18 protein-coding genes, 1 tRNA gene and 1 pseudogene are annotated in these 15,263 nt (G+C 41.3%); 4 read left to right on the plus strand and 16 right to left on the minus strand.

The features are described from left to right. Positions 1-22: 22 nt before the first annotated feature. The 7 genes from comGE to corA form a co-directional block, all read right to left on the minus strand. Positions 23-370, minus strand: coding sequence for a competence type IV pilus minor pilin ComGE (gene comGE / locus JQX68_RS12650; protein ID WP_147772233.1), 348 nt, complete (start codon positions 368-370; stop codon positions 23-25). Continuing rightward, positions 354-785, minus strand: a complete 432-nt coding sequence (comGD, locus tag JQX68_RS12655; protein ID WP_147772234.1) for a competence type IV pilus minor pilin ComGD — start codon at positions 783-785, stop codon at positions 354-356. The genes comGE and comGD overlap by 17 nt, the downstream gene beginning before the upstream one ends. Then, positions 775-1,071 (minus strand): comG operon protein ComGC, encoded by a 297-nt coding sequence (comGC, locus tag JQX68_RS12660; protein WP_003230162.1) that lies wholly within the window; start codon positions 1,069-1,071, stop codon positions 775-777. Before comGC ends, comGD begins: the two co-directional genes overlap by 11 nt. A 13-nt stretch (positions 1,072-1,084) precedes the next feature. Further along, positions 1,085-2,122: a competence type IV pilus assembly protein ComGB gene (gene comGB / locus JQX68_RS12665; protein WP_147772235.1), complete on the minus strand. Its 1,038-nt coding sequence runs from the start codon at positions 2,120-2,122 to the stop codon at positions 1,085-1,087. After that, on the minus strand, positions 2,109-3,179 hold the full coding sequence (gene comGA, locus JQX68_RS12670; protein ID WP_040082636.1) for a competence protein ComGA: 1,071 nt from the start codon (positions 3,177-3,179) through the stop codon (positions 2,109-2,111). Before comGA ends, comGB begins: the two co-directional genes overlap by 14 nt. 212 nt (positions 3,180-3,391) lie before the next feature. Then, positions 3,392-3,802, minus strand: coding sequence for a CBS domain-containing protein (locus JQX68_RS12675; protein ID WP_147772236.1), 411 nt, complete (start codon positions 3,800-3,802; stop codon positions 3,392-3,394). A 62-nt stretch (positions 3,803-3,864) separates the two neighbouring features. After that, a complete protein-coding gene (corA, locus tag JQX68_RS12680; protein WP_103030653.1) occupies positions 3,865-4,818 on the minus strand; it encodes a magnesium transporter CorA in 954 nt (317 codons plus the stop codon). Between the two features lie 142 nt (positions 4,819-4,960). On the opposite strand from corA, the gene JQX68_RS12685 reads away from it, so the two are divergent. After that, entirely contained in the window at positions 4,961-6,289 is a 1,329-nt protein-coding gene (locus tag JQX68_RS12685; protein ID WP_069150775.1) for a hemolysin family protein, read from the plus strand. Positions 6,290-6,338: 49 nt separating this feature from the next. Here JQX68_RS12685 and rsbRD read toward each other — a convergent pair whose 3' ends face one another. Continuing rightward, positions 6,339-7,175, minus strand: a complete 837-nt coding sequence (gene rsbRD / locus JQX68_RS12690; RefSeq protein ID WP_136654215.1) for an RsbT co-antagonist protein RsbRD — start codon at positions 7,173-7,175, stop codon at positions 6,339-6,341. 84 nt (positions 7,176-7,259) lie between these two features. On the opposite strand from rsbRD, the gene JQX68_RS12695 reads away from it, so the two are divergent. Then, positions 7,260-7,330: transfer RNA gene (locus JQX68_RS12695), tRNA-Gln, on the plus strand. Positions 7,331-7,396: 66 nt separating this feature from the next. Here the strand turns inward: JQX68_RS12695 and mgsR are convergent. After that, a complete protein-coding gene (mgsR, locus tag JQX68_RS12700) occupies positions 7,397-7,777 on the minus strand; it encodes a transcriptional regulator MgsR (protein WP_014664601.1) in 381 nt (126 codons plus the stop codon). A 233-nt stretch (positions 7,778-8,010) separates the two neighbouring features. Here mgsR and JQX68_RS12705 point away from each other — a divergent pair, with 233 nt between their 5' ends. Next, positions 8,011-8,256, plus strand: coding sequence for a DUF2626 domain-containing protein (locus JQX68_RS12705; protein ID WP_003226300.1), 246 nt, complete (start codon positions 8,011-8,013; stop codon positions 8,254-8,256). A gap of 39 nt (positions 8,257-8,295) precedes the next feature. Here JQX68_RS12705 and JQX68_RS12710 read toward each other — a convergent pair whose 3' ends face one another. Beyond that, positions 8,296-8,931, minus strand: a complete 636-nt coding sequence (locus JQX68_RS12710; RefSeq protein WP_014480263.1) for an MBL fold metallo-hydrolase — start codon at positions 8,929-8,931, stop codon at positions 8,296-8,298. A 156-nt stretch (positions 8,932-9,087) separates the two neighbouring features. Here JQX68_RS12710 and JQX68_RS12715 point away from each other — a divergent pair, with 156 nt between their 5' ends. Then, positions 9,088-9,261, plus strand: a complete 174-nt coding sequence (locus JQX68_RS12715) for a DUF2759 domain-containing protein (RefSeq protein WP_003230141.1) — start codon at positions 9,088-9,090, stop codon at positions 9,259-9,261. Between the two features lie 31 nt (positions 9,262-9,292). Here JQX68_RS12715 and JQX68_RS12720 read toward each other — a convergent pair whose 3' ends face one another. From JQX68_RS12720 to JQX68_RS12745, 6 genes and pseudogenes are all read right to left on the minus strand, one after another. Next, positions 9,293-9,607 carry an MTH1187 family thiamine-binding protein gene (locus JQX68_RS12720; protein ID WP_014664603.1) on the minus strand — a complete coding sequence of 105 codons (315 nt, stop codon included), beginning with the start codon at positions 9,605-9,607 and terminating at the stop codon, positions 9,293-9,295. Between the two features lie 2 nt (positions 9,608-9,609). After that, positions 9,610-10,665 (minus strand): YqgU-like beta propeller domain-containing protein, encoded by a 1,056-nt coding sequence (locus tag JQX68_RS12725; RefSeq protein ID WP_147772237.1) that lies wholly within the window; start codon positions 10,663-10,665, stop codon positions 9,610-9,612. Between the two features lie 67 nt (positions 10,666-10,732). Continuing rightward, on the minus strand, positions 10,733-11,863 hold the full coding sequence (locus JQX68_RS12730) for a M14 family metallopeptidase (RefSeq protein ID WP_147772444.1): 1,131 nt from the start codon (positions 11,861-11,863) through the stop codon (positions 10,733-10,735). Between the two features lie 82 nt (positions 11,864-11,945). Then, positions 11,946-13,862, minus strand: a complete 1,917-nt coding sequence (locus tag JQX68_RS12735) for an LTA synthase family protein (protein WP_147772238.1) — start codon at positions 13,860-13,862, stop codon at positions 11,946-11,948. Between the two features lie 118 nt (positions 13,863-13,980). Next, complete coding sequence (gene glcK / locus JQX68_RS12740; RefSeq protein WP_147772239.1) at positions 13,981-14,946, minus strand: glucose kinase GlcK; 966 nt, start codon at positions 14,944-14,946, stop codon at positions 13,981-13,983. Between the two features lie 10 nt (positions 14,947-14,956). Further along, positions 14,957-15,173: pseudogene (locus JQX68_RS12745) on the minus strand (YqgQ family protein). Positions 15,174-15,263: the final 90 nt, after the last annotated feature.

A 15,263-nucleotide genomic window follows, 5' to 3' on the forward strand; every position in this document is an offset into this window, starting at 1 on the left:
GACAGAGAGAGAAAATAATACGTTAAGAAGCGTGTAGCCATTCTGTCTGCAGAATGCTGAGGCAAAATGATTTTTCTTTATAAGCTGCCGCTGAGATGCATACGTTTTGATATTCGCCCTCCTCCTCCCACGTCATAGCATAGGTATGGTTGTTCTTTGTCATCGTTTTTGACGCGGCTCCTTCACCAGTCATGACATATTTGCTAATTCTCTCATTCATCATCTGATAACCGATTTCTCGTGATTCCGCCATATTTTCATCAGCTATCAGCTTGTCCCACAAGGGAACAACTGTCAGCAGCACAAACAGCCATAGGCTTAGCGCAGACATTGTTTCTATTGTAGAAAAACCTTTACTTCCTATCCACATTGGCTCTCCCGCTCCCTAAATAAACTGTTATGTCATAAGTCGCATAGCCTTTTACTTGTATTTTCCCGCCTGCATTCGGGTGCCCTTTCTCATTAAATTCCAAACGGTCTTTTAATGTCAGAGGTTTTATAGAAAGTCCCGTTGCATAAGGACGTTTAATTACCGTATCACCCATGACTAATTGATATTCTTTTTTGTGAAAGAGAATTTTTGTTCTTTGTTGACTGGAAATCGCAGTCTGTTGTGCGAGCATCAAATCATTTTTCAGCTGCCATGCTGCCTGTCGGACAGCTGTATTGTCATAAGCAGGAGGAAGTGTGGTGAAGACGGCAATTAGGAGGATAGAGGTAATGCTTAACACAAGCAAACTTTCTAAAAGGGTAAACCCCTCCTCCTCGATTAATTTAATGTTCAACCTTAACTTCTCCGCCAGTGATGATAATGCGCTTCCCATTTGGACAGACAGCATCCTTTTTCACATAGCCCTCTGACTGCAAATCAGCAAGGCTCGGAGTTTGTCCTTCATGATCAAGCTCAAAAGCAGTCATTTGTGCTTTAACCATGTTTTGTAAGCCTTCACAGCCCTTTTTTTGAATGGTTTGATTATGTTTTGTCACGTTCGGTATTGTAATTAAAAGCAATATCGAAATAATGAAGAGCACGATCAACATTTCAACAAGTGTAAATCCTTTTTCATTCATCAGCTTCTTCCTTTCACATTTGATTCATCATCTGATACATAGGCAAAAGCATAGATAAATACACAAGTAAGATCATTGCAGCAACAAATCCATAAATCATCGGCTGAAGGATGCCTGTCCATTTTTGCGCTTTATGTTCCAGCCGCTGCAATATGAACTGGCTGTATGTGAAAAGCTCACGATCTAGACGGCCGCTCAGCTGGCCATGGGATATGACTTTTGAAAAATCAGTTTCAAAAAAAGGGCTCCCACAAATAGCCGCTTCAATTGATTCACCGGCTTTTAGCCGTTCAATCACGTGTTCTGCCTCGCAGCGGTAGAAAGGGAGAAACGTTTGATGTTTAAATGCATGAAGGCTGTCATAAATGGAGAGGCCTGATTTTAAAAGGCTGCTTAGCTGCAAAGAAAAAAAGTAGCTGTTAAACAGCCTGACAAGATTTCCAACAAAAGGAATCCTGACACAAATAAGCATTTGCCTGGCAGGTGATTTTTTCTTAAACACAAGCCAGTAATAAATCCCGATACCAGCTGAAAAAAGAATCAGCAAAATGATCACAAGATCAATATGCTGAAAAAAAGCAAAAAGCATATCGGTTGAACGTGAGGTTTCCATATTCATCGATTGATAGATACCGGAAAATTGAGGAATGATGATGGACTGTAACATATAAAACATGACAGCAACGGTGAAGATGAGGAAAAGCGGATAGCGCAGCACCCTTTTCAGCTGGTCTGCCTGTGCAATTTTTCGTTCAAGCAGCTCTCCGCTCTGGATCATGGAAGCAGGCAGTTCACCATGTGTTTCAGCAAAATAACAAATACCTACAGCTTCCTTATGAAATGACAAACGCTTTAATACTTGATAAAATGGAGCTCCTTCCCTCAAACGAGTGACCGTGTCAGTCAAGTCAGCTGACTGCCTCTTATTCATCTGAAGTTCCATCAGGCGCAATCCATCCAGAAGTGTATATCCGCTTGCCGTCATTTCTCCGAGCCGCTTTAATAACCGGGCCTGATCCTTTAACGGCCAGGTTTTTCTAATCTTTTTCATGATAAACCCACCGGTCATAGTTGTTTGTCGTTAAATAGCCGAGCGCAATTCCTTTTCTGATAATTTGACGAAGCGTTTGATATTGGTAATTTGCATGATTTCCTTTTGCCTCCTGTATACATTGCTGAAGGTTTTTCCCATAAAGAAGCTCATAAACGCTAGCTCTTCTGGTATTTCGTGACTGACGGCAATATACTGATGAACATCCGTTTTCACAAAATGGACAAGCCAAATCAACCAAGCGCTGAGCCGCTATTGCAATAATGGTCTGTTCAATTTCATTCATATTGATACCGAATTCAAGCAGCCTGTAAATTGCGCCCTTTGCATCTCTCGTATGAAGACTGGTCAGCACCAGATGTCCCGTCATCGCTGCCCGCACCGCAATTTCAGCTGTTTCCGCATCCCTGATCTCACCTAAAATAATCATATCGGGGTCATGGCGCAAAATTGCCTTCAGACCTGCGGAATAAGTTACACCGGCTTTTTCATTCACCTGAACCTGAAGAACGTCTTCGTCCCTAGTTTCAACAGGGTCCTCTAATGTAACAATATTTCGATTAAAGTGTTTTTTTGCGTATTGAACGAGAGAGTATAATGTGGTAGTCTTCCCTGAACCAGTCGGCCCGGTAAAAATGAGCATGCCATGGGAATGTTTTAAAAATGAGAGTAATGTGGCTCCTGTCTTTGGAAATAACGACAGTTTATCAATCGAAGGGATATTGTATTGAGGCATCACTCTGATCACGAGGCTTTCTTCATTAATTGTGGGAAGCGTTGACATTCTTAAATGAACATTTCCCTCTTTCAGCTTTAACGTAAGCGAACCGTTTTGCGGCTTTCGCCTTTCCCCTATGTCCATTGCAGAAAGAAATTTAAAATGTGAAATCAGTCTTACGCACTCTTCTTTTTTCATATTCCTTTTTTTCAGCAAGGCATGATCGACCCGAAAATGAATGATAGCGTCTCGCTCCCTCGGCACGATGTGAATATCAGAAGCCTTTGTTAGATATGCCTCTTCAATCAAGTTTTTGCTTATCTTTTCTATTGAATCCAATTTGATTCCCTCTCCTTTCCATGCGTATTGTAGAAAAAGAAGAGGCGGTAATCAAACAGGAAAAACGTGATTTTGTGAAGGCGTTATATACTGAAAAATCAATTCCTGCTGGCAAAAAAAAAGACTTTCAGCTGGAATGTACCCCTTTCATTATTATTTTCCCAATATAAAAAAGCAGACATGGTCACCATGCCTGCTTCATTCCATTTTCATTATGCTGTTTTAGAAATTTCACTTAATGCTTCTCCGGCTTTTTGATCAGTATCTTTCTCAACAGAAAGATCGCCTAAGGCAACGATACCGGTAATGTGCCCATTTTCAAGGATCGGTAAACGGCGGATTTGATGCTCAGCCATAAGCTGCCCCGCTTCTTCAGCAGACATATCAGGGTGGCCCGATACGATGTCAGTGCTCATGATATCACTTGCTTTTGCATCCATCTGATTTTCAGCTAAGCATCTCGTCACAATATCCCGATCAGATACAATCCCCTGAAGCGTGCCATTTTCACAGATTGGAATAGAACCGACATTGGAGTCTCTCATCTTTTTCGCTAGTTCCGTGATTGAAGCGTCTGGCTCACAGCATTCTACATTCTTCGTCATGATGTCTCTTATTCTCATGTTCATTCCTCCTTTACCGTGTTCTATTTATTCTTTATCCGCTGCACAAAATATGAAACATCTTATAAGGTCCGCCTTTTTCGAGATTTCCTTTTCTTCTTCCGCTCCTGCAGCATATCTCCCGTCCAGCCTTTTTTCCTCAAATATAGGTAGATCAGAACCGTAGATGTGACAATCAATAAGAGAGAAAAGAGGTATCCATATTTCCAATTCAGCTCCGGCATTACTGAAAAGTTCATCCCCCATAAGGCGCCCAGAGCTGTAATCGGCGTAAATAGCGTCGTGAAAATGGTCAATGCTTTTACAATTTCATTCCCCCTGTGTGAGGTAATGACTTCCTCTGAATGCAGCAGATTGTTCAGCTCCCCTTCAAATTCGCTGATGTATGTAAATCCTCTGTCAATTTTCTGGTGTGTCCGCTGATAATCCTTTTTCCCTTCATTTTGAGGTAAAAAGGTTTCTTTCAATGCCATTTCAATTTTTTTGGCGCTTAATATTAAATTTTTCCAAATCATCAGTTCATGGCGCAGGAGATGGACACGGTTTAAAATGCTTTTGCTATTGTCGTCTTTAATTTGCCATCGCAACTTTCTCAGCTTTACTTCAAATTCATCGACACCGATTAAATACGCATTCATTAGTTCGCCGAGAAGAATTAAAAACCCCTCTATCGCATTGTCCGCTCTTTCCATTTGCCGGACAACTTCTTTTCCTTTAATCTCTCTCAAAATCGCAAAGTCAAAGTTGATTGTAAAAAAATATTGTCTGGTGATATAAAAGTGAAAAACAGTATGGTCTTTTTCTTCACCAAGCCCCTGATCATAAACAATCGACCCAAATACCGCTTCATTATCCGTTTCAGTTGTATCTACTCGCAAAAAATTAACGTGATGGTTATTTTCAAACCACTTTTCACACTGAGGCCAGTGAGAAAAATGGATTAGATCTCTTGCCTTACTTCTTTCTTGAGGCCCCATTTGGTACCAAAACCAATCTTTTCCCGTATGTGCCTTCATGTCAAGCTCCTCCAAACTTTTGTTCTTTATACTTTAATTGCCCAATAACGGCGTCACTAAACCATTGTGCGGCTCTGACACATGTTTTATGAGCATTTTCAGGTGGTATGGAATGGAGAAAGACATCGGAAAAGGGAGGTGCATGCCTTCCTTGGAGAAGGCATTTGTTTTGGAATTTGTCAATTTACTAGCAGTCGCTATTCTCATTTTGTTAACAGGATTTTTTGTCGCCATAGAATTTTCAATTGTAAAAGTGCGGCGATCCAGAATTGATCAGCTTGTCGCAAAAGGAAAGAAAGGTGCTAAAGCGGCAAAGCATGTCATCACTCACCTTGATGAATATTTATCAGCCTGTCAGCTGGGCATCACAGTCGCAGCTTTAGGATTGGGATGGCTTGGAGAGCCGACGGTGCAAACTCTGCTTCGGCCGCTTTTTCATAAAGCAGGCTTAAATGAATCGCTTACACACCTACTTTCACTCGTCATCGCGTTTTTAGCGGTTACGTATTTAAATGTCGTGATCGGGGAGCTGGCGCCAAAGAGTTTCGCCATTCAAAAGGCAGAGAGCATTACATTGTTGTTCGCTAAACCGCTTATTTGGTTTTATAAGATCATGTTTCCATTCATTTGGCTGCTGAACCACTCTGCCCGATTGATTACAGGAGTGTTCGGACTGAAACCGGCATCAGAGCATGAACTGGCATATACAGAAGAAGAGCTGCGGGTCCTATTGGCTGAAAGCTATAAAAGCGGTGAGATCAGAAAAAGTGAATTAAAGTACATGAATAATATCTTCACCTTTGATAAACGAATGGCAAAGGAAATTATGGTGCCACGAAATGAAATGGTCAGTTTATCACTAGATGAAGGCTCCATTTCAAATCTTCAGGAAACAGTCAAGCAAACAAAATATACGCGGTATCCAGTTGTAAGAGAGGATAAAGATAACGTCATTGGCGTGATTAATATGAAAGAAGTGTTGTTTTCCATGCTGACGAAAGATTTTTCACTCAAAAAGCATCAAATTGAGCCTTTCGTTCAGCCGGTTATCCATGTCATTGAGACGATTCCTATTTATAAACTACTGCTGAAAATGCAAAAGGAACGCACTCATATGGCGATCCTAATAGATGAATACGGCGGGACTTCCGGTTTGGTCACTGTCGAGGATATTATCGAAGAAATTGTAGGAGAAATCCGTGATGAATTTGATGCGGATGAAGTGCCTCATATACGCGAACTTGGAAAGGATCACTATTTATTAAATGCAAAATTATTAATCACCGACGTCAACAGCCTGCTTGGTACAGATTTATCAGACGCGGAAGTAGACACCTTGGGCGGCTGGTTTCTGACACAAAACATAGACGCTGAGCCTGAAAGTGTTATCGAATATGACGGCTACTCTTTTAAGGTAAAAGACATCGACAGCCATCACATTTTATTTATAGAAGTAAAAAAAGCTGAATAGCCTGAGAAAGGCTGTTCAGCTTCTACTTTCAGAATGAATGGCAAAAGCATCAACACTCTTTTATTTTAAATCCTTTATTGGCCAGAGCTTTAGCAAGACTTTGCTCGGTTTTCACATTCGAAAAATCCAGACCCAGCTTCACGACAGTTTGGGCAATTTCCGGCCTGATTCCTGAAATAATCGTCTCAATCCCGAGCAATTTGGTGCTGTCAATCACTTTAAAAATTTGATAGGCCACCATGGTATCAACGATAGGAACGCCAGAAATATCTAAAAATAAATACGAGAGCTTTAACGCTGAGCACTGCTCCAGCACCGACTCCAAAATCGTCCTCGCTCTGTAGGTATCAATTTCACCGACAAGCGGAAGAATCCCTATTCCCTCAGTAATCGGCATAATCGGCGCACTCAATTCATTAATCATTTCTTTTTGCGCGTTTAATTGTATTATGGTCACCTGATGATATTCCTCCGTAAACACTTCGATGATCCTATCAATGTTTTGATTCAAGATCCGGCTCCATTCATAAAAATCCTGAATGCTGATTTTTTGAGAAGAAGCTTCGCTGAATTTTTGAATCCATTCAAACATAATGTGCCTGAAGGCGTTAAACTGGCCGACACTTTCTGTTACCGTCACTTCATGAACGGCACGGTCTCTGGCGCATTGAAGAGACCATCGATTGAGCTCCTCCGTTACGTCTTCTTTTCCAAGGGATTTTGCTACGATGGTCACCAATAATTCATGTTGGTCTTTTAACTTTTGTGCTAGTTTTTGCTGATCTTTCGCCGAATACAGCCAGCTGCCTTTTGACGTACAAACTTCCAGCCATTGTTGCGTGATATCTTCTTTGTGCTCTGTTAAGTGCTGATCAAGAGCTGCCATCTTAATGAGTTACCTCCTGTTTTTGAAAATTATGCTTTATATGTATAACGCATCTGCCTTTACACATACTATGTTTACATTCAATGGGCTATAGCCAAGCGGTAAGGCAATGGACTTTGACTCCGTGATCGTTGGTTCGAATCCAGCTAGCCCAGTTTCTGAACAGGTGAAAAACCGAAGATAAGCTGATTCGTATAAATCAGCGGATCTTCGGTTTTTCATCATGCAGATTGATGAACCGTTTTCTTCTTTGATAATTTCAACAGTTCTCCCGGATTGTAACCGATCACCAGCTTTTTGTTATCCACTAGAATCGGGCGTCGCAAAAGCTTTGGCTTCTCGATTAAAAGTTCCAGCACCTCATTTACCGTCATTTCTTCGATGTTTAAATTTAAATTTTTGAAGGTCTGGCTTCGTGTCGCTAAAATTTCATCAATGCCTTCTGTCGTTAACGATAAGATGTACTTTAATTCATCTATTGTTGGGGTTTCTCTGAATAAGTGCCGTTCGTTAAATTCAATTTGATGTGCTTTAAGCCAATGTTTTGTTTTTCGGCATGACGTGCAGCTTGGGTATGAGTAAAAAGTTAATTGTTGTTCCATTGTTTATTTTCCTCCTCAGTTAACCATCTCTTTGTAGAATAACTACCCGGATCATTTTTCATTTAAACCATTTACAGAACTTTTTTCGGATTATTTTTTAAAAAATATTCATACATTAGAGAACGCAATCAAAAGGACAAATTCCATATGTATATTAATCATGAAAATGTTTACATTTCTAGGTGTGATCTATTATAATAACAGTCAGAGGGACTCTCGGGAGGGGATAAAAAATGAATCGCATGTTCCGGGTGTTAGGATTTTGGACGGGAATTTTTGCAGTCATGTTTTATTTAGGTGATATGAAAGATGCTTCCCTTTTATTTTTTGGACAGACGATTTTATTTGTGTTCCTATCGTATTTGAACTTAACTGAACGCATGTATATTTATATTTTTGGCGCTTATTTAACGATTTTCTTCGCCGGCTTTACATATTACTCGATTTTTATTATGGTGCCCGGCGGCGGAGGCCATTAAAAGCAAAAAGAGACAAACCTTATCGGTTTGTCTCTTTTTTTACAATGAAAACCCATTTAAAAACGGATTTTGATCCTGCTCAGTCAGTACGTCTGTTTCAGGTCCATGGCCGCTTAACACCAGCGTATGCTCCGGCAGCGTAAGCAGTTTTTCATGAATGGATGTCAGCAGCGTCTCTTGATCGCCGCCTATTAAATCCGTACGCCCTATACCGCCTTGAAACAGGACATCTCCGGAGATGACCAGGTCTGCGTCTTTCACGTAGTAAGACACACTGCCTGGTGAATGTCCCGGCGTAAATAATGTTTCCAAATGAAACGGCCCGATATTCAACTCACCGTCGCCTTCAATCAGATGATCTGCAGGCTTAGCTGTAACCTCTATCCCTCGCAGCATGCCGGAGCCGTTTAGAGAGGCATCCGTAAGCCAATTTTTTTCATTTTGATGTAAGTAAACAGGAATATCCCATTTTTCTCTCACTTCATCAAGCGCCCCAATGTGGTCAAAATGAGCATGTGTAAGCAAAATGGCTAAAGGCGTCAGCCCTTTTTCTTTTATGTATTGATTGATTTTATGTCCCTCGCCGCCCGGATCAAAAATCAGGCATTGATCATCACTGATGAGAAAATATGCGTTCGCTTGAATCGGCCCTACTGGCATTCGTCTCCATTTCACTATTATCACCTCTTTCTTTTTTATGCTCTTATTATGAGGGTTTTTTAAAAAAGATTCAAACAATCGCAATGAAAACGCTATCGACAAACCTATAAAAAACAGGTAGAATAAAACTGGAAAGAATTGCAGGTTTTTCAATGTAAAGGGGGCTGTGTTATGTTACTTGTCGTGATTTTCGGCCTTGTCGCTCTTTTCGCTTTATGGGGAGTCTTGCGTTCTGTTAGAAATAAAAATATACTCGGGTTTTTATTAGCCGGCGCCACCTTATTTGTCTTTGGCTGGTTTACCGTGATGACCGTCATAAACAGCGGCTATCCAACCGCACATTAAAACCTGTATCCGATAGGATACAGGTTTATTTTTATGGCTGTAAATGTTTATTGACACTTTCTATTTTGCTCTCAAGCGTCGTTTTTTTGTCACGTCTGTCATCAATGCGGATATTCGTTGCCACTCTGTGCAATCCTTTTTGAAATGGCGCTTCGTGAATGGCCTGAATGACTGTGAAAAGGTCACTGAGTTCACCTTCAATCAGCGTATTCATCGGTGTCAGCTGATATTTGATTTTCCCTTCAGCTTGATATCCTTCTAAAATCTTTTGCACATCGGCCACGTAAGCACTGACACTGGGTGTTTCCGTACCGATTGGGATAATGGTCACATCTGCGATAGCCATCGTTACTCCATCTCCTTTTGATCAATAATGAGTTGCTTCGTTTTATGTGATTTCAATAAAATGATTTGCTCAAAATGAAAGCCGTATAACGCATATTTCCCGTTCGGAGATATTTGAATCGGCTCCATTTCCCGCAGAGAGACAAGATCTTTTGTCTCACCCGATGCCACATTGATTGCAGCAAGCTTATAAGCATCACCGCTTTGTTTGAACGTATAAAACAGGCCTCCCGCTTCATCATAGTCATACTCCATTGGAGCCAAACTTGTATATTTCGTTTGGAGCGGCCATTTCACTGTAACAGGTGATTTTGTATGCGGCGTTTCAAACTGATACGTCCCTTTCTCTCCGGAAGCTGACTTCACAGTAAAACTCATTTGATGGAAAGAATCGAAGAACAGAACGTTATCCTCAAGCTTTTGCTCCGTCTTAGAGACTGTATTAAACGTATATAAAGGCCCTGTTTTTTCGTCTCTTCCCTCTTTTACATAATCAAATGTATTTTTGGATGTCCAATGAATGAACGGAACCTGTACCGGACTTAAGAAAGACTCGTCTTTTTTAGCATTCACCTGATATGTATGGAAATCCCAGTTCTCACTGAATTCCGTCACCATTATTTGATAAGGATCATACAGATTCCAAGCAGCCTCCAGTTCATATGTTTCGTAATCTTTTTCGTAAAGCGTCTCTCCGTCTGCATTAAGCAAAACCACTGCTGTCTTTTGGCTATGTGTGATTTGCAGCAGAATCATCTGCTCCCTCGCATTGATTTGAACATCAACGATTTGACCATCCGTTTGATAGAGCTTTTTCGCTTTGCCTGTAAAGATGCGGTACGCAAAAAGCTCTGTTTTCGTCGGATTAGACGCAGTATATAAAATGGTGCTGTTATTCAGCCAGCCTTCCGCCCCGTCCGCTTTTTCCGCGGAAAGCGGTATGATATCTTTTTCCTCATCTTTTGCCGCTGATGCCTGTTTTTGCTGCTGATGAGATGGTTCGCATGCCGATAAACTAAAGAGCAATGCCGACAGCAGAATGAAACAAACTGATCTCATCAGCCTTCCCCTCCGATCCTCTTTATTGTCTCATATTTGCTTCGGCAGAAAAAAGAAAAAGTTTTAGTTACTCATGAAAAAATAACGCTCTCCACAAGATGCCGTTTGTGGCGTTATAAATATGTGAAAACTGCTGAAACGGCAAAGGATTTCGGCCTTTTCCAAGTTCCACCGTGTACCCTTCTTTAAAATAGTGGTGAATAAACCAATCGCGAAATCCCGCGTAGCTGTCTATATCCCTTACTCCCTTATAAATGTTCCCGCTTATCTCCTCAAAATCCTTTATAACAGCGGCAGATTCTTCAGGCTCAAGGCCTTTATAGCCCCAATAAATTTCTTCCCCTTGAGTATGGAGAGCCAGCAGTCTGTCAGGCGGATTCTCCGTTATCAGCCGGTACATCGCAATGGATTCCGGCTCTGTAAGCGGAGAGATTCCCGGAAAATCGCGGTAGCTGGGTGCTGTCGGTTTTCGGTATTTTTCAATTTCCCATAACGAAGGGAATTGTTTATTTAAATCAACCCCGTTTATGTTCGCCTTCCATTCATTAAAATTCGGACGATGCTCATTTAGCCTCTCGAGCTCATCTCTTCTGGCTCCCATAACTTCTGATCCGTTTAAGACAAGATCAACGCCATCCGGATTGACAAGAGGAACGAGGGATAAGGATGTACTGCTAAACAGCTGTATGGGAGAAAAGCCGAAGAAGGGCGAGTTGCGGCATAATGACATACAGTATTCCTTAAACCATTTTAGCAGGACAGACGTAGTAATCCACTCATTCGCATGAAATGATGCATTCATATGGACCTTTTTTACAGTATGCTCCCCACCAGCCTTCAGCTCCCAGATAGGCCTTCCGAGTACAGAACGGCCAATTTCCCTGCATGAGACAAACGGAAACACATCAATGATCTTCTTTATTTCCTTTTCAACAGCTGAATCATCGTAGATTTTCTCTTGTTCAATCCATTTATCAGAAAAGTCCAGCTGCCGAGGCTGTAAAAAACGCTTTATGTCCTGTATGGTTTGAAGCTCCTTGCCACTATGCTCTTCTATCACATAACCAGGGCAATACAATTGGTGTTCCTGTGCGGTACGATTTGCACGTCTAAGCAATTCCTCGTCTATCTTCAGCTCTCTCGCCACTCTGGACAAATTGTTCTTGATCTCAGGCTTCACCGTAATAAACGCCATCATCATCCCCCTTTTTTGTTACTATATGACAGCGCACTTAAAAAAAGAAAGCCTCCCGCTCACTTTGATGCGGGAGACATTATGATTACGATGCTTGATCAAGCATTTGTTTTTCTTTCCGTTTTGACGAATTGTCCAGCCTTTTCTGATCATAAAATCGCAACAAATCTCCATAAATGATTTCATCAGAAAGTGATAGCTCTTGTTTCGCTTTATCAGCAAATGCTTCACATTGTTGTGTCTCTTCTAACGGTTTTCCCGTCTCTTTGTCATAACAAGCACCGTCTGTATATACAACCTGATCCGTGATAAAGCTCCCGTCCCGGAGCACCGTAAAGTCCAGTTTTTCGTCCGAAAGCAGATCGTTGCCGAATTGAATTTGATCTATCGTATCAATTCCTAAAAGATTCATCAGCGTCGGCCTGATATCAATCTGCCCGCCTACTGTTTCTATGGTTTGCGGCTTTTTATCGGTAATACCCGGAATATGAATGACAAGCGGCACTTTTTGGAGCTGCACCTCTTCAAATGGGGTTATTTCTTTTCCTAAAAACTGCCCCATCGCTTCATTATGGTTTTCCGATATACCATAATGGTCACCGTATAATACAATAACAGAGTTGTCGTATAACCCGTCTTCCTTCAGCTTTTCGATAAACCGTTTCAGCGCCTCATCCTGATAACGCACTGTCGGAAAATACTTATTTAGCGTCTGGCTGCTTGAATCATATTCATCAATCAGTTGATCCTCTTCATCAAGATCAAATGGGAAGTGGTTCGTCAGTGTGATCAGCCTTGAGTAAAACGGCTGAGGCAGATTTTTCATCAGCTCTGAAGACTGCTCAAAAAATTCTTTATCCTTTAGTCCCCAGCCGACTGAATTTTCGTCCGTAACATCATACGAGTTACTATCAAAAAACGAATCATATCCAAATGAGTCGTACATTAAATCACGATTCCAAAAGCTTTTATTATTAGCGTGAAGCACCGCTGAATAATATCCGCTGTTTTTCAAAATTTCAGGAGCTGCCATATATTGATTGCCCGCATTCGTAAAAAACACGGCACCTCGTCCAAGCGGATACAGTGAATTGTCCACGATAAATTCAGAATCCGAGGTTTTCCCCTGGCCTGTTTGGTGGTAAACATTATTAAAGTTGTAGCTCTGTTTTATAAAGTCATTCAGAAAAGGCGTGATTTCTTCTCCATTCACTTTTTCATTAATCACGAAGCTTTGCGTTGACTCTAAGGATACGAGAATGACATTCCTTCCTTTTGCAGCGCCGAATAACCTTTTGTTGGCATCTTTCGCATTAGCGGTTACATAGTTTTCAATTTCCGTCAGGCTGTTGCTATCTGCCAACGCTCTCTGTGCGGATTGCTTTGACTGAAGAACACCGTCGTAAATATGAAAATTAAACAGGCTAATGTTTTTAACAAGCATTTCTCTGTCAAATGAGCGTGTCAACAGCTGAGGTCTTTCCGCCTCAGACAAGCCCAGATTGAAGAAATAAACAGAAGCAACGAACAAAAAATAAGCCGCCCGTTCATTTTTCGTAGAGGGAATGTCCGATTGAAAAGCTTTTTGCCGGATGTGAAGCCATATTAAAACCGCAATATCTACACCCAATAGGAGGTCTGTCGGTTCAAGAAGTGTTCCGATGCTGCTTCCGAGATCACCCATATTGCTCGTTTGAAAAAGAACAGGGATTGTTAAGAAATCATTGTAAAAACGGTAAAAAACCATATTAGCCAGCAATACAAACGTGACAAGACAGCTCATCGCGATAATGTAACGATTTCTGTTTTTGCCTTTTAAAAACAGGCTGAGGCCAAAAATAAGCAACAAAAAACTCAATGGGTTGATAAACAGAATAAATTCCTGTGTTAGATTGTCGATTTTAATATGAAAACTGGTTTTGTAAACAGCATACGTTTTCAGCCACATCAATAAAATGGCAATCAGCATAAATGAAATCTTCGAAAAAAACGTTTTTCGCATTTCAACCTCCTATGCAGCACGCTCAAAAAAAAATCAGTCAATTCCCAACATTCTCATTAACACATCAAATTAAATCTTAACCTGAGCACAACAAAAAATCAATTTCATTTACACAATTTTAACAATTTTGGTGTTTTAGCCATTCGTTTTTAGCGATCCAAGCGCCTCCAATAACGCCGGCATCATTTCCAAGCGCTGCGATTGAAATATCAGCAGCTTGGGCTGCCCGCGGAAACGCGCATTTGCGGAATGTTTTCTCGACTTTTGATCTCAGCAGCTCTCCGGCTCTCGATACGCCGCCGCCAAGAACGATTTTTGACGGATTAAGCGAGCTTGCCAAATTTCCGAGCACCAAACCAAGGTGCTTGGCTACATAATCAACCACCTCAAGGGCAATTTCGTCATTTTCACCAGCCGCTTCAAACACATCCCGCGCTGACAATTGTTCAGTTGCTTTTAAACGTGTCGTCTGCTTAGCATTCGCTATTTTTTCTTTTGCAATTCTTACAATTCCTGTTGCCGATGCAATGGTTTCGATACAGCCCGTCTTGCCGCAGTTGCAAGGCGCTCCGCCTTCAGGGATGCTGCAAATATGGCCGATTTCTCCGCCTGCGCCATTTATGCCATGTACAATTTCACCATTTGCAATAATGCCGCCTCCAACTCCTGTGCCAAGCGTCACGAGAATGACGTCCTTTGCGCCATCACCCGCTCCTTTCCACATTTCCCCGAGCGCAGCAATATTCGCGTCATTTTCTATCACTGCTGGGATGCCGGTCTCTGTCTCCAAATGGTTTTTTAAAGCGTAATTTTTCCATCCTAGATTTACGGTTTCATACACAACTCCTGCCGCCATATCTACAGGACCTGGTGCGCCCATTCCGATGTATTTAATGAGGTGCTTCGGTTTTTGCAGATCATCCAGCTTGCTGTCGATTGTTTTTGCAATTGTAACGGTAATGGTGTCGCCAGTTTTATCAGTCGGGACTTCCCATTTATGCTGAATTTCACCATATTGATTAATAAAAGCGAGTTTAATCGTCGTTCCTCCCAGGTCAACGCCCGCAAACCAAATCTCATCCATTTTTATCACCTTAGCCTTTATAAAAATCTCTTAACGTTTTTTGTTTGTTCCAATTCTTTTCGAAGGACAGCTGCCGCTCTGGCCCACTGCTCCTTTTCAATCATGTGGTTCATGTATAATTCCTTTAATTCATCTAACATAAACTCAATTTCAAGCTCTCTGTCTCCAAAATAAACAATGTGGCCAAACGTTTTTAACAGCTGCTGCACATCATAAAATGTATTCATTTTTCCTCACCATTTCTTGATCTTAACTTATCATAAGCGTATTCATATGGAAGCTGTCCGTCAAGAAGAAAACGCTGACAAAAAAGCCAG

Origin of the sequence: Bacillus sp. LJBS06 (assembly GCF_016924995.1) — a bacterium.
GTDB classification, from domain to species: domain Bacteria; phylum Bacillota; class Bacilli; order Bacillales; family Bacillaceae; genus Bacillus; species Bacillus stercoris.

Bases quoted from the DNA above. Each gene is read 5' to 3' on its own strand.
- comGE (WP_147772233.1), bottom strand. From the start codon at position 370: ATGTGGATAGGAAGTAAAGGTTTTTCTACAATAGAAACAATGTCTGCG.
- comGC (WP_003230162.1), bottom strand. From the start codon at position 1,071: ATGAATGAAAAAGGATTTACACTTGTTGAAATGTTGATCGTGCTCTTC.
- comGB (WP_147772235.1), bottom strand. From the start codon at position 2,122: ATGAAAAAGATTAGAAAAACCTGGCCGTTAAAGGATCAGGCCCGGTTA.
- JQX68_RS12675 (WP_147772236.1), bottom strand. From the start codon at position 3,802: ATGAGAATAAGAGACATCATGACGAAGAATGTAGAATGCTGTGAGCCA.
- corA (WP_103030653.1), bottom strand. From the start codon at position 4,818: ATGAAGGCACATACGGGAAAAGATTGGTTTTGGTACCAAATGGGGCCT.
- JQX68_RS12685 (WP_069150775.1), top strand. From the start codon at position 4,961: ATGCCTTCCTTGGAGAAGGCATTTGTTTTGGAATTTGTCAATTTACTA.
- rsbRD (WP_136654215.1), bottom strand. From the start codon at position 7,175: ATGGCAGCTCTTGATCAGCACTTAACAGAGCACAAAGAAGATATCACG.
- mgsR (WP_014664601.1), bottom strand. From the start codon at position 7,777: ATGGAACAACAATTAACTTTTTACTCATACCCAAGCTGCACGTCATGC.
- JQX68_RS12705 (WP_003226300.1), top strand. From the start codon at position 8,011: ATGAATCGCATGTTCCGGGTGTTAGGATTTTGGACGGGAATTTTTGCA.
- JQX68_RS12715 (WP_003230141.1), top strand. From the start codon at position 9,088: ATGTTACTTGTCGTGATTTTCGGCCTTGTCGCTCTTTTCGCTTTATGG.
- JQX68_RS12720 (WP_014664603.1), bottom strand. From the start codon at position 9,607: ATGGCTATCGCAGATGTGACCATTATCCCAATCGGTACGGAAACACCC.
- JQX68_RS12725 (WP_147772237.1), bottom strand. From the start codon at position 10,665: ATGAGATCAGTTTGTTTCATTCTGCTGTCGGCATTGCTCTTTAGTTTA.
- JQX68_RS12730 (WP_147772444.1), bottom strand. From the start codon at position 11,863: ATGATGGCGTTTATTACGGTGAAGCCTGAGATCAAGAACAATTTGTCC.
- JQX68_RS12735 (WP_147772238.1), bottom strand. From the start codon at position 13,862: ATGCGAAAAACGTTTTTTTCGAAGATTTCATTTATGCTGATTGCCATT.
- glcK (WP_147772239.1), bottom strand. From the start codon at position 14,946: ATGGATGAGATTTGGTTTGCGGGCGTTGACCTGGGAGGAACGACGATT.